This window comes from Candidatus Cryptobacteroides sp. (assembly GCF_056207615.1).
On sequence record NZ_JBAEER010000108.1, the window covers coordinates 24,027 to 36,035 of the forward strand.

A 12,009-nucleotide genomic window follows, 5' to 3' on the forward strand; every position below is an offset into this window, starting at 1 on the left:
GTTATATAAAATTTGGGAGAAACAAAATTTTTTTAGTCCTTTTGCCTGGCATTGAGCGTGTTCATAGCCCTGTCAGGGCCCACCAGAGCAAAACTTTTGCATGCAGCTATCACTTTTTTACTCAGTTCGTCCATCTGGGCAAGTTCCTCGTCGCTGAGCTTGCCGAGCACGAAATCTATCTGCTGGCCCTTGAGAAAATCATTTCCGATGCCCATGCGGATGCGGGTATAATTCTGCGTCCCGATGAGCTCGTTGATGTTGTTCAGGCCGTTGTGGCCACCGCTGCTTCCGCTCTTGCGCATCCTGAGAGTTCCGAACGGAAGGTTGAGGTCATCGCAGATCACGACTATGTTCTCCGCAGTGATGTTGAGTTCGTTCATCCAGTACCTTACGGCCTTTCCACTGAGATTCATGTAGGTCGACGGCTTGAGCAGGGTGAACTTCCTTCCCTTGAAGGAAACTTCGGCTATGCTTCCGTAACGGTCCACATTAAAAGAGATATTGGATGCTTGAGCCCAAGCATCCAATACCATGAATCCCATATTGTGTCTGGTCTGCGCGTACTCGACACCGATGTTTCCTAATCCGATTACGAGACAGTTCATGTCCAGGTACAATATTTCTGCAGACGAGATTACTCAGCCTTCTGAGAAGCGCGGGTAGCCTTGACTGAGCAGATGATGGTAGCCTTAGGAGAAACGATTGAGTAGTTCTCGAAGCTGAGGTCACCAGCGTTGATCTGCTTGCCGATCTTGAGGTCAGTGATGTCAACCTCTACCTCGTCAGGAAGGTTAGCCATGAGAGCGCAAACCTTGAGCTTGCGAGCTGAAACGAGGAGCTTACCACCCATCTTTACACCCTCTGAGTGACCGGTAACCTTTACAGGAACTGCGATGGTTACAGGCTTGTCCTCAGAAACTGCGAGGAAGTCCATGTGAACAGGCTCGTCAGTTACAGGATGCCACTGTGACTCGTGAAGGATAGCTGCATACTTCTCGCCATTGTCGAGAGTGATGTCTACGATGTAAGCGTTTGGAGTGTGGGTCACAGCCTTGAGGTCCATTGCTGATACGGTGAAGAGAACGTTCTCGATGCCGTTTCCGTAGAGGTTGCAAGGTACGAGACCCTGTGCGCGAAGTGCCTTAGAGGCAGACTTCTTGCCAGCTGCGCGGAGCTGGCCCTTGAGTTCAATGTGCTGCATTGTCTTTAAGTTTGAAAATGTGTTACTCATCCCGGAACTGTGCCGGGACCCATTGCACCAAACCCTGTTCGGGGTTTAAGCGGGCGCAAAGATATGCAAATTATTTGATTTACAAAAGATTTGTGACCTTGTTCCAGGCAAGCTCACGATAATAGACGCTCATCTGGGCGCTTCCGTTCGAAGGAAGGTACATGCTCATGCCGCAGTGGGTGCGGATAGGGAAGCCCAGGAACTGAGGCGTAGCCTCGTCGTAGAGGACGCAGTCATCGAGCACTTCCTGCAGCTCTTCGAGATCCTCCGGGCTGATTCCCGACTGTACGAGTATGTCCTTGAAGTCGTAGAACCAGTGCCAGTTGAAGCGGAAATATCCCTGCACCCTGGACGGGCTGACGTTCCTGATCTGGTTGCGGTACTTCTCGAAAAGCCTGCTGCAGACCTCTGCGAGACGGTCCATCTTGCTGCAGTCCACAGCCGATGCCGTGCAGTAAGGCGAGGAGGAGCCCTCGTACTGGGCATAGAAGTCCGAGATCACTCCGATCGGGTCAGGATTGCTGCCCTTGAGCAGCCTCTGGGTGAGCGTTGAATAGACGAATCCGTCGGCAAGTACTTCCGCAGGGGAGAATCCGACGATGTTGCAGATGTCCTTGATCTCATAGGCGACCTCGACGCATCCCATCAGACAGGCGTCGAAAAGTATGTAATCGAACTTCATCGGGAAGGCCTTTGCGAAGTTCTTCAGGTCCATCTCGTAGCAAAGATAGCTACCCGGGTATCCCGTCTGGGTCTGTCCTACGCTGCGTTCCGGAGAGACACCGGAGCCATGTCCGGATGAGTCACCGGAACTGCGCTCGGAACCTTTGCTGATGGTTCGGTAGTCGACGGTGGCGCCGGCCGGCAGCCATCCTGTCGCATGGGATGAGAATATCATTCCGTAGTCCTTTGCGGGGAACAGGGTCTTCACGTCCTCGAGCACAGTGCGAAGGGTCTTCGAATCGGCAGAGATGACGTCACGTCCATAGGTCATGAGAGTATCTGCGACTACTCTTCCGTCAGCAGTCGAGTTGAGCTTGATCAGATAGCTGCTGAGTTCTTCGGTGAAGTCGTAATTGACGCTGCAGATCTGTCTGTAGACCAGGAGCACGTTGTCCGCGCGGCTATGATGATCCACGGGAAGATATCCCGTCAGAAGGTCCTCGTAGTCCTCCTCCATGTAGCTGCTCAGCGTGTTGAAGCCAGCCTGATAGATAAGGAGCACATGGCGTGATTCCTCGTCGCCGGCCCTGTCCCCGGGAATTCCGGTCGTGTTGTGGTCAGGCCATCTGAAATCCGCGTCCTCGGCCGGGTCGCAGGAGAACACGGCGGTCCCGACGAGCACAGTCAGTGCCGCCTTGAGACAGAATATGATGTTTTTTAACCTCATTAACGCGCGTAACCGAGCAAATATAAGCAATTTATTGTTAATTTTGCGCGCCCGTTTCGGCGGCCAATACGAAATACAGACAAACAGATATGAAATCAATCTCAAGAATCATCATGGTTTCCGCAGCAGTGTTAGGACTCGCATCATGCGGCCAGAACAAGGGCGATAAGGATTTCAAGTACCTTATCGACGAGTTCGCTGACCTCAAGGTCATGCGTTATCAGGTTCCTGGATGGGACGAGCTCTCACTCCAGCAGAAGGAATACATCTACCATCTTGCAGAGGCTGCAAAGTGGGGTAGGGATATCTACTGGGACCAGAACTGCGCATGGAACATTCCGGTCCGCAAGGCTGTCGAGAACATCATCGACAACTACAGCGGCAACCGCAAGGGTCAGGACTTCGCTGACTTCATGGTATACGCCAAGAGGCTCTTCTTCTCCAACGGCTTCCACCATCACTATGCAGAGGACAAGTTCGTCCCAGCATGCTCACGCGAATATTTCGCCTCTCTGATGGAGTCGGTGGGCGTGGAGAACTCTGCAGAGCTTCTCAATGTCATCTACAATCCTGAGGTCTATCCTTCGCGCAAGGCCATCAGCGGCGACATCGTCGCAGAGTCTGCAGTGAACTTCTACGAGGGCGTGACCCGCGAGGAGGCAGAGGCATACTACAACTCCATCGTCGACGAGAAGGATCCTACCCCTATCTCATACGGACTCAACACCAAGCTCGTGAAGGGCGCTGACGGCGTCATCCGTGAGGAGGCTTGGAAGGTCGGTGGCATCTACGGCGCCGCAATTGAGAAGATCGTCGAGGAACTCGAGCTCGCAGCACCTCTTGCTGAGACCGACGCACAGCGCGACTACATCGCATCCCTCGTCGCATACTACCGTACCGGTGACCTCCGTCTCTGGGACGAATATAACATCAAGTGGCTCAAGGACACCCTCGGAACCGTGGACTTCGTGAACGGTTTCGTGGAGGACTACAACGATCCTCTCGGCCGCAAGGGCTCATGGGAGGCCCTCGTGAACATCAAGGACCACGTCGCTTCAGCACGTACCGAGACCCTCAGCGCAAATGCTCAGTGGTTCGAGGACAATTCTCCTGTAGACCCTAGCTTCAAGAAGCCAGTCGTAAAGGGCGTCAGCGCGAAGGTCATCAACGTCGTGGCTCTCGCCGGCGACTCATATCCTGCAACTCCTATCGGAATCAACCTCCCTAACGCAGACTGGATTCGCAGGGAGCATGGTTCGAAGTCTGTTACCATCTCCAACATCACCGATGCTTACTCGAAGGCAGCGGAGGAGTCTCCTAAGAGCACCCTCACCGAGTTCGCTTACGACGAGGAGGAGATCGCTATGGCAAAGAAGTACCTCTCTATCACCGATAACGTACATACCGACCTTCACGAGTGTCTCGGACACGGTTCCGGCCAGCTTCTCCCAGGCGTTTCTCCAAACGCTCTCGCAGAGTACAGCTCAACCCTCGAGGAGGCTCGCGCAGACCTCTACGGTCTCTATTATATGGCAGATCCTAAGCTCGTTGAGCTCGGAATCCTTCCTGACGAGGAGGCATACAAGGCACAGTACGCGAACTACATCCGCAACGGTCTCATGGTTCAGTTCAGCCGTGTGGAGCTTGGCAAGCCAAACACAGAGGCCCACATGCAGAACCGCAAGCTCATCGCAGAGTGGTGCCTCGAGCACGGTACCGAGATGCATTACTGCGACGATGAGGGGTGCCGCTTCATCAATGCCATCGAGAAGCAGGTCAAGGACGGCAAGACCTATTTCGTAGTCAACGAATATGGCGCACTCAGGGAGCTCTTCGGCGAGCTTCTCGGTGAGATCCAGAGAATCAAGTCAGAGGGTGACTACGAGGCCGGCAAGGCACTCGTTGAGCAGTACGCAGTCAACATTGACCGCGACCTCCACAGGGAGGTGCTCGAGCGCTACGCTGAGCTCCAGCTCAAGCCTTACGGCGGTTTCGTGAACCCAGACATCGTTCCTGTAGAGGAGAACGGCAAGATCGTGGACTACAAGCTTGACTACACCGCAAGCTATGTTGACCAGATGATGAACTACGGTCACAACTACTCAGTCCTCTAGAACAGGCAGACTGACAGTGGATATTAAAGGCGATGGCTTACCGGCCATCGCCTTTTTTGTCTATATTTGCCGAACATGAAGAGCCTCACTGAAAGATACGAGTACTACCTCAGGATAGAGAGGGTGATGTCGCCTAACACGGTGGCCTCCTACGGCCATGACGTGCAGGCTTTCATGGACTATCTGGACGGGAAGGACCCATACGCGGTCAGCTCCGACGACGTCATCGACTACTTCACCGGCAGGAAGTTCCTGTCCAAGCGTTCGCAGGCACGTGCGCTCAGCGCCCTGAGGTCCTTCTACGGGTGGCTCATCTCGGAGGGCGAGATCGAGATCAATCCCTGCGACAAGGTTGAGGCGCCGAAGATGGGCCGTTATCTTCCGGACGTGCTCTCGGTGGAGGAGGTGGAGGCTATCATATCGTCCGTGGATACGAATTCATGGAAAGGGCTTCGCGACCGTGCGATACTCGAAGTCCTCTATGGCTGCGGGCTGCGCGTTTCCGAAGCTGCGTCGCTCCAGCTTTCGGACCTCTTCTTCGAGGACGGCTTCGTGCGTGTCGTAGGAAAGGGTGACAAGCAGAGGATCATACCAATGGGTGACATGGCGGAGGAAGCGATCAAGGCCTACCTTCCCGTGCGTCCCGAACCGACCGACGCAAAGACCGCCGAGACCCTGTTCCTGAACCGATTCGGCAAACCTCTGAGCAGGATTTCCATCTTCACGATGGTCAAGGAACAGGCGCGGAAAGCCGGTGTCGCAAAGGAACTATCGCCACATTCTTTCCGCCACTCCTTCGCCACCCACATGATCGAGAATGGCGCTGATCTGCGCGCGGTGCAGGAGATGCTCGGACATGAGAGCATCCTTACCACAGAAATATACACGCACGTGAACGCCGCTACCTGGCAGGCATCGGTGCTGGATAATCATCCAAGAAAGAAATAGGGCTTGAGCCTGACTACTGCTTGTCCTCCTCAGGGAAGTCGAGCTTGCCGGTGAGCTCCGCCTCGCGGGCGATCGCCGCATTGTAGCAGTGGCGGCACAGAGGCTCGTAGATGTTCTTCTCTCCGAGAACGACGAGGTCGGAATTCTCGCTGAGACGGTGGGAGTGCTGGGCCGGGCTTCCGCACTTCACGCAGACCGCATGGACCTTGAGCACATCCTCCGCGATGGCCATGAGCGATGGCATCGGGCCGAAAGGCTTGCCGAGGAAGTCGGTGTCGAGACCTGCGATGATGACGCGTATGCCGTTGTTGGCGAGCTCCTGGACGGTCTCGATGATGCTTGAGTCAAAGAACTGCGCCTCGTCCACGCCGAGTACGTCGATGCCTTCGTTGAGGGCCGCGAGCATCTCCTTCGGGTCGGAGATGGGGGTGGAAGCGATCTTGTGGCTGTCGTGCGACACGACTTCCGACTCAGAGTACCTCACGTCGATGGCCGGCTTGTAGATCGCGACGTTCTGGTTCGCGAAAACGGCCCTCTTCATCCTCCTGATAAGCTCCTCAGTCTTTCCCGAGAACATCGATCCGCAGATTACCTCGATGGAACCTGCTTTTTTGCAGTTTTCTAAAAACATTTGACTATTTTTGTGCTTTGACTGATGCAAATATAGTCAAAAACCAGTCTTATGGAAAACACTAGAGAAGAAATATTGGCCGCCATCCGACAGGAGCTCTCAGAGCTCAAGAATCAGGTTTCCGCGCTCGAGTCAAGGCTTGACGCCATCGAGTCCGAGAGCCCTGCCGACAGCTCGGAAAGCGCCGTTGAGATACCTGTCGTCATCGATGACGAGATGATGGCAATCAGCATCGACGATATCATGGACGTAGACCTCGGCGAGCCTGAGGTTGCGTACGAGCCGGTTGTCGAGGTTCCGGCAGAGGCCGCAGTTGAGGAACCTGCAGAAGAAACCATGGAACCAGAGAACGCTCCGGTAGAGGAACCGGCTGCGACTCCGGCCGAGGAGCCTGAGGTTGAGGAACCGGTAGAGGAGCAAATTGCCGCACCGGTGGAGGAAGACCTTCCGGAGAGCTTCCCAGAGGAGGATGACGAACCTTCGTTCATGGACATTTTCGGAATGGCTCAGTCCGACGAGGGCACCCTCAACGCGAAGCACCGCGCGGGCAAGAAGAAGGCTGTGATGGATGTCATGGCGACAAAGGAAGCATGGCGCAGCGACATGCCGGGTTCGCCTGTGAAGGATATCCGCAGTGCCATCTCCCTCAACGACCGAATACTCTTCATCCGCACCCTCTTCGACGAGGATCCGGTGATCTTCCAGGATACCATCGCCGAGGTGAACGAGATAGCGACCCTGGATGAGGCCGTCGAGTACCTCAAGGGGCACAATCCGGCATGGGATTTCGACAGCGACGTGGTATATAGGTTCATGATGGCCGTAAGGCGCAAGATCAGGTAATGCCAGGAATACTCTACATAGTCCCGACTCCGGTAGGCAACCTGGAGGACATGACTTTCAGGGCCATCAAGGTGCTGAAGGAAGCTGACCTCATCCTTGCCGAGGATACGAGGACGAGTTCAGTGCTGCTCAAGCATTTCGATATTCACGGAAGGCTCGAGTCGCACCACAAGTTCAACGAGCACAAGACCTCCGAGATGATCAAGGAGAGGATACTCCAGGGCCTCAACGTCGCCCTCATCAGCGACGCCGGCACTCCGGGTATCTCCGATCCCGGCTTCCTGCTCGTTCGTACCTGCGCTGCGGAGGGCATCGAGGTCCAGACCCTTCCCGGAGCCACGGCGTTCGTGCCAGCCCTTGTGAGCAGCGGATACCCGTGCGACCGTTTCTGCTTCGAAGGCTTCCTTCCGCAGAAGAAAGGCCGCCAGACCAGGCTCCAGGAGCTTGCGGGGGAGCACAGGACCATGATATTCTACGAGTCTCCATACAGGCTCGTAAAGACCCTCGAGCAGTTCGCGGAATTCTTCGGCCCGCAGAGGGAATGCTCGGTAGCGAGGGAGATAAGCAAGGTGCACGAAGAGCACAAGCGCGGCACTCTCGAGGAGGTTGCCGCATGGTACAAGGCCCATGAGCCTAAAGGTGAGATAGTGATAATAGTAGCCGGCGCTCCGGAAGTGAAGAAGGAGAAGAAGCGCTACTATGAAGAGGAAGAAGAAGCCTGAGAGTGACAGTCCTGCCGCACGATCGATGAAGGCAGGTGCGATTGCACTCGTTTTTCTGGTGTTGGGCTACCAGGTGGCCGTGTTCGTCCACAAGGCCGCAGTTACGAAGATCATAAGTGACAGGGACAGCCCTGACACGGTCTACATAGTGGACCGTGGGCTTGCCGAATCCGTCCTGGGAGCCCCGTCGGACGCATCCGGCAGGTCCTTTCGTGGTTCGGGAGGGGGTGCATACACCTCCGGAGGGAAAAGTTCGTCGGGTGGCACCATGGACCATGGGGACATTTTCGTGCGTCGGAACTCGGTCCATGAGGATGGCGCGGTGAGGGTAAGGGAGAGCATTCCTGCGGAGCCCGAGGCTTTCCGTTTCGACCCGAACACGGTGTCCGTCGAGGACCTGCAGAGGCTCGGATTCACCCAGCGCCAGGCCGAGTCCATCGACAACTATCGCAGGAAGGGCGGACATTTCTCCCGCAAGAGCGATTTCGCCAGGTCATACGTCGTGAGCGAGGATGTCTATGCCCGTCTCGAGGACTACATAGACATACCTCTGCTGGATCTTAACAGGGCTGATTCTCTTGCCCTGACGGGACTTCCGGGAATTGGCGGATGGTTTGCGGCGCAGATAATCCGCCACAGGGAGGAACTGGGCTCATTCTCACGTAAGGAGCAGCTCCTGAATGTCTACAGGCTCGACAGGGAGCGCTATGAAGCGATATCCGATCTTGTCTTCGTCAGCGAGGATGATGCGAAGCCTTTCAGGCTGTGGAGCTTGCCTGCCGACTCTCTCCGCCTGCATCCTTACATCCGCAGCTGGAACCTCGCGAAGGCCATCGTCCTGTATCGTGAAAACAACGGTAGGGAAGAATGGACGCTCGAAGGACTAAGAGACGTCGGCGTGCTCTCGGAGGAACAGTTCACCAAGCTCTCGCGCTGCCTGCTCGAATAGAATGAAACACTACCAGGGTGCTCCGTACCCTGCTCGACGACTCCCCGGTCAGCCTTCCGCAGGCATCGTATGTCACCGTTTCCAACGGTATGGATCTCATCCTGTTTCCGGTGTAAGGCTTGCAATTTTTTTTGGAGCAACTCTCCTCTCTCATGTAACAATTGTTAATCGTGAGCCCTTTTTCAATGTTTCATGGTATAACAAACATCATTTGTGTTTTGGTCTAAAAGCCTTACCAATTCATCTAAAAAATCATAGAACTCAAGGAAAAATGGGTTATATATTATATCATACTGTTCATCTCCGATTTGGATAGCTTTAGATATCGATTTGTCACCATCATATTTTATCAAAAAATTGAGCATAGGATAGTCTGTAATACATGGATCGCTGCTCTTCGACCTACTATACTCAATTTTCTCTGAACCGGTAATAAATAAAGCATCAATATAATTAGTGAATCTATCATTGATACCGTCATCTGAGATGTGTTTTTTGTCAGAAGAGATGGTAATGGTTTTGTCGATGGTCCTGGTTATTTCCAGCCCGTCTCTTGAATAATGAATTATGTAAACAAAAGCATCATGCGCCCAATATTCGACAACTACACATTCGATCCTATCCTGTATACATGAGCTTTCGTCAGAATATATGTTATCAATGATTTTATTGGTCTCAGAATGCGAGTCGAGTATTTTGTTGTTCTGATTCTGACCACATGATAATGCTATTATTGATATTAAGACATTATATGATACTTTTAATACCATAGAATAGTCTCTTTTAATAGATGTCCTTGTATTTTTCATATAGATTTTGATATAAAGGATCTACATTCTTTCTTCCAGTCTCTTTCATCGTGTATTTCAATAGTTCTCTCATAACAAAACCTTTGTAAGCATCGGTTGTTTTATTCCATAGAGCTTTATAGTTGATAACATTCTTGTACGCTAGCCTATGAGATTTGAATTGATCTTGATTGCTTTTCATTATGTGAGAGTACCATTCATGAATGATAGTAGAAGACTGGATGTTTTCTACTACGTTGTTTCATAATTATATTTGTCAGTCCCAGTTATGATTTGCTTATGAATCCTTGAATTCCAAGAGCCTCTATCTGTAGATGAATACCTAATTGTTCCGCCAGATAACGAGGCTAAAACAAAAACTTCATCATAAATATGTTGTCCTTCCATTTGAGAAGCAATATGTGTCCAAATATTTGACTTGGCACTTCCACTTAATGTATTCCTAACTTTATCGTAGGTGCTTGCTTTAACACCCATTGCCCCAGATGAATTATTGGAGAGTAATTCGAGTGAAGTCATATTTGAGAAATCCATATCGCCATCATAAAGAATAACTGCACCAGTGAATCCTTCTTTTGTCGTTCCTCTAAAACAACCAGTACTGTCATATACGGGATTTGTTGATTTCCCATCCGGATCCACCCTATTCACCGGATCACCTGCGCAATAAACATACGGACTGACAGACGGATACTTCTCGGCGAGCGGGTCGATAGTGGTGAACCTTCCCATCGAGGTCTCAAGGTATCTTGCGCAGAAGTCGTAGAGTCCTGTCTCCGTCGCGAGTTCCTTTCCGGTGAAGCGGTAGCGGTTGTCGTTCTCGTCCGCCACGACCCTCACGCTACCGAGGTGGTCGGTGAGGAAGAACTGGTATGTCGGAGTGTTTCCGCTCATCTGGATGTATCCTCCTTCGAAGAGGACCTTGCTGAGTGCGGTCGCCGTGAAGATGTGCGTATAATAAGTTAACATTATTTTTCTTAGAACAATCTTGTCCTAATGCTTCAACAGAGAAGGGAACAGATTGTCATACATGTTGCATATCGTTGTTTATTGCCCTTACAAGTTCATTATAAAGTCCCTATTGAGAAAATTTGTCCCAGATATTATAGCATTTGAAAGAAACACTCCCTTTAGAATAAAAATTAACGCATTCCCTCAAGCGATGCATTGTCCATAAGTAGGAAAATACAAAATAAAAAATATTGAACCTATATTCTGTTGCATCTTGAGTGGTAATAAATAACAATCGAGCTCTCTTCCCGTTTCCAATGGAAACTGTTTTAACCGAAACCTCTTTCAATTTAGACCATTCAAAGAAACGAGACTTTCTATCGTGTTCATCATGGATATAAACTCCATTCTCATCTATTCTAAAAACAACCTTATTCTTATCTGGATTTATTAAATAGCTAATACAATCCATAACAAAAGCTATAACGAGACAAAAGTTACAATAACGGCAAAGGGATTGGCCCAATTTCAAAATTAACGGATAAAATCCTACCCAAAATGCACTAAATAACAATAGGCTCACCGTATAAGATATGTCGCTATCCTTATCCTTCAAGACCAACGGCCTAATGTTCCTTTTTATATCTCTCATATAGATTCCTACCTTGTTCTTTTATCCACCTTTCATTCACTTGTTCTTGAGATTCAGTCACTGCTTCTGAGGCTTTGTTCACCAGGTACTTCTCTGCAGCTTTCATTGTGTTAATTCTATTTGTAGTTGCCTTTTCAACATAAGATCTGTTTCTGTATCCTGTGGTACGACCGGATTGTTTTATCTCTTTTTTCACTGCATCTCTGACTGAGTTTACAGTTTCTTGCGAGGTGTATTTTCCCTCAATCGTCGTAACTAGACGTCTTGTTACGCTGTTAATTCTATTAGCGCCATATCCAGAAACGGCTCCTGCAGCTGCACCGGCAGCTGCATCAACAGCAACTGTTTCTACATCAACAGTCTGCTCCACAATTAGTTGTTCTGTGGCACTTTCCATAGCGCCGCCTACTGCGCCGGCTACAGCTTGTCCCAGGAAACCGACTGCTCCGTTTTCCAATAATACCATCCCTCCGGTTCCTCCTATTACGGCTCCGGAAATGGCTCCGCCTCCAACTGCACCCCAAAACTCACGGCCTCTTTTTCCATCAACAAAATAAGCGATTCCTCCTCCAACGATTCCTCCTACCAGAGCCCCTCCGAGAATACCGACAAATTGAGGAGAATTTCCATCCGGATCCACCCTATTCACCGGATCCCCGGCGCAGTAGACGTACGGGCTGACTGAAGGATACTTCTCGGCTAATGGATCGATCGTGGTGAACCTTCCCATCGAGGTCTCGAGGTATCTTGCACTGAAGTCGTAGAGTCC

Annotated in this window: 12 protein-coding genes; 5 read left to right on the top strand and 7 right to left on the bottom strand. The window is 51.4% G+C overall.

From position 1 onward, the window contains the following. Positions 1-32: 32 nt before the first annotated feature. The 3 genes from pth to AC06ND_RS06625 all read right to left on the bottom strand — a co-directional run bounded on the left by pth (position 33) and on the right by AC06ND_RS06625 (position 2,621). A complete protein-coding gene (gene pth / locus AC06ND_RS06615; RefSeq protein WP_475678204.1) occupies positions 33-605 on the bottom strand; it encodes an aminoacyl-tRNA hydrolase in 573 nt (190 codons plus the stop codon). A gap of 29 nt (positions 606-634) precedes the next feature. Beyond that, a complete protein-coding gene (locus AC06ND_RS06620; protein WP_475678205.1) occupies positions 635-1,201 on the bottom strand; it encodes a 50S ribosomal protein L25 in 567 nt (188 codons plus the stop codon). A 109-nt stretch (positions 1,202-1,310) separates the two neighbouring features. Beyond that, on the bottom strand, positions 1,311-2,621 hold the full coding sequence (locus AC06ND_RS06625) for a clostripain-related cysteine peptidase (protein ID WP_475678206.1): 1,311 nt from the start codon (positions 2,619-2,621) through the stop codon (positions 1,311-1,313). 89 nt (positions 2,622-2,710) lie between these two features. Here AC06ND_RS06625 and AC06ND_RS06630 point away from each other — a divergent pair, with 89 nt between their 5' ends. Both AC06ND_RS06630 and xerA read left to right on the top strand, forming a co-directional pair. Beyond that, positions 2,711-4,735, top strand: coding sequence for a dipeptidyl-peptidase 3 family protein (locus tag AC06ND_RS06630; protein ID WP_475678207.1), 2,025 nt, complete (start codon positions 2,711-2,713; stop codon positions 4,733-4,735). 75 nt (positions 4,736-4,810) lie between these two features. Next, positions 4,811-5,683, top strand: a complete 873-nt coding sequence (xerA, locus tag AC06ND_RS06635; RefSeq protein ID WP_475678208.1) for a site-specific tyrosine recombinase/integron integrase — start codon at positions 4,811-4,813, stop codon at positions 5,681-5,683. Between the two features lie 13 nt (positions 5,684-5,696). Here xerA and AC06ND_RS06640 read toward each other — a convergent pair whose 3' ends face one another. After that, positions 5,697-6,314, bottom strand: a complete 618-nt coding sequence (locus AC06ND_RS06640) for a thymidine kinase (RefSeq protein WP_475678209.1) — start codon at positions 6,312-6,314, stop codon at positions 5,697-5,699. Positions 6,315-6,365: 51 nt separating this feature from the next. Here AC06ND_RS06640 and AC06ND_RS06645 point away from each other — a divergent pair, with 51 nt between their 5' ends. From AC06ND_RS06645 to AC06ND_RS06655, 3 genes are read left to right on the top strand one after another with little or no spacing between them, the layout of a single operon-like run. Further along, complete coding sequence (locus tag AC06ND_RS06645) at positions 6,366-7,157, top strand: hypothetical protein (protein ID WP_475678210.1); 792 nt, start codon at positions 6,366-6,368, stop codon at positions 7,155-7,157. Continuing rightward, positions 7,157-7,879, top strand: coding sequence for a 16S rRNA (cytidine(1402)-2'-O)-methyltransferase (gene rsmI / locus AC06ND_RS06650; RefSeq protein ID WP_475678211.1), 723 nt, complete (start codon positions 7,157-7,159; stop codon positions 7,877-7,879). The genes AC06ND_RS06645 and rsmI overlap by 1 nt, the downstream gene beginning before the upstream one ends. Next, positions 7,857-8,828 carry a ComEA family DNA-binding protein gene (locus tag AC06ND_RS06655; protein ID WP_475678212.1) on the top strand — a complete coding sequence of 324 codons (972 nt, stop codon included), beginning with the start codon at positions 7,857-7,859 and terminating at the stop codon, positions 8,826-8,828. Before rsmI ends, AC06ND_RS06655 begins: the two co-directional genes overlap by 23 nt. A gap of 182 nt (positions 8,829-9,010) precedes the next feature. Here AC06ND_RS06655 and AC06ND_RS06660 read toward each other — a convergent pair whose 3' ends face one another. From AC06ND_RS06660 to AC06ND_RS06670, 3 genes are all read right to left on the bottom strand, one after another. Continuing rightward, a complete protein-coding gene (locus AC06ND_RS06660) occupies positions 9,011-9,637 on the bottom strand; it encodes a hypothetical protein (RefSeq protein ID WP_475678213.1) in 627 nt (208 codons plus the stop codon). Between the two features lie 231 nt (positions 9,638-9,868). Then, positions 9,869-10,606, bottom strand: a complete 738-nt coding sequence (locus tag AC06ND_RS06665; RefSeq protein WP_475678214.1) for an RHS repeat-associated core domain-containing protein — start codon at positions 10,604-10,606, stop codon at positions 9,869-9,871. Between the two features lie 608 nt (positions 10,607-11,214). Beyond that, positions 11,215-12,009, bottom strand: a 795-nt coding sequence (locus AC06ND_RS06670; protein ID WP_475678215.1) for an RHS repeat-associated core domain-containing protein, incomplete at its 5' end; no start/stop codon positions are given.

What these genes read in the sequence shown, in the direction of transcription:
- pth (WP_475678204.1), bottom strand. Translation starts at nt 605, where the DNA reads ATGAACTGTCTCGTAATCGGATTAGGAAACATCGGTGTCGAGTACGCG.
- AC06ND_RS06620 (WP_475678205.1), bottom strand. Translation starts at nt 1,201, where the DNA reads ATGCAGCACATTGAACTCAAGGGCCAGCTCCGCGCAGCTGGCAAGAAG.
- AC06ND_RS06625 (WP_475678206.1), bottom strand. Translation starts at nt 2,621, where the DNA reads ATGAGGTTAAAAAACATCATATTCTGTCTCAAGGCGGCACTGACTGTG.
- AC06ND_RS06630 (WP_475678207.1), top strand. Translation starts at nt 2,711, where the DNA reads ATGAAATCAATCTCAAGAATCATCATGGTTTCCGCAGCAGTGTTAGGA.
- xerA (WP_475678208.1), top strand. Translation starts at nt 4,811, where the DNA reads ATGAAGAGCCTCACTGAAAGATACGAGTACTACCTCAGGATAGAGAGG.
- AC06ND_RS06640 (WP_475678209.1), bottom strand. Translation starts at nt 6,314, where the DNA reads ATGTTTTTAGAAAACTGCAAAAAAGCAGGTTCCATCGAGGTAATCTGC.
- AC06ND_RS06645 (WP_475678210.1), top strand. Translation starts at nt 6,366, where the DNA reads ATGGAAAACACTAGAGAAGAAATATTGGCCGCCATCCGACAGGAGCTC.
- rsmI (WP_475678211.1), top strand. Translation starts at nt 7,157, where the DNA reads ATGCCAGGAATACTCTACATAGTCCCGACTCCGGTAGGCAACCTGGAG.
- AC06ND_RS06655 (WP_475678212.1), top strand. Translation starts at nt 7,857, where the DNA reads ATGAAGAGGAAGAAGAAGCCTGAGAGTGACAGTCCTGCCGCACGATCG.
- AC06ND_RS06660 (WP_475678213.1), bottom strand. Translation starts at nt 9,637, where the DNA reads ATGAAAAATACAAGGACATCTATTAAAAGAGACTATTCTATGGTATTA.
- AC06ND_RS06665 (WP_475678214.1), bottom strand. Translation starts at nt 10,606, where the DNA reads ATGTTAACTTATTATACGCACATCTTCACGGCGACCGCACTCAGCAAG.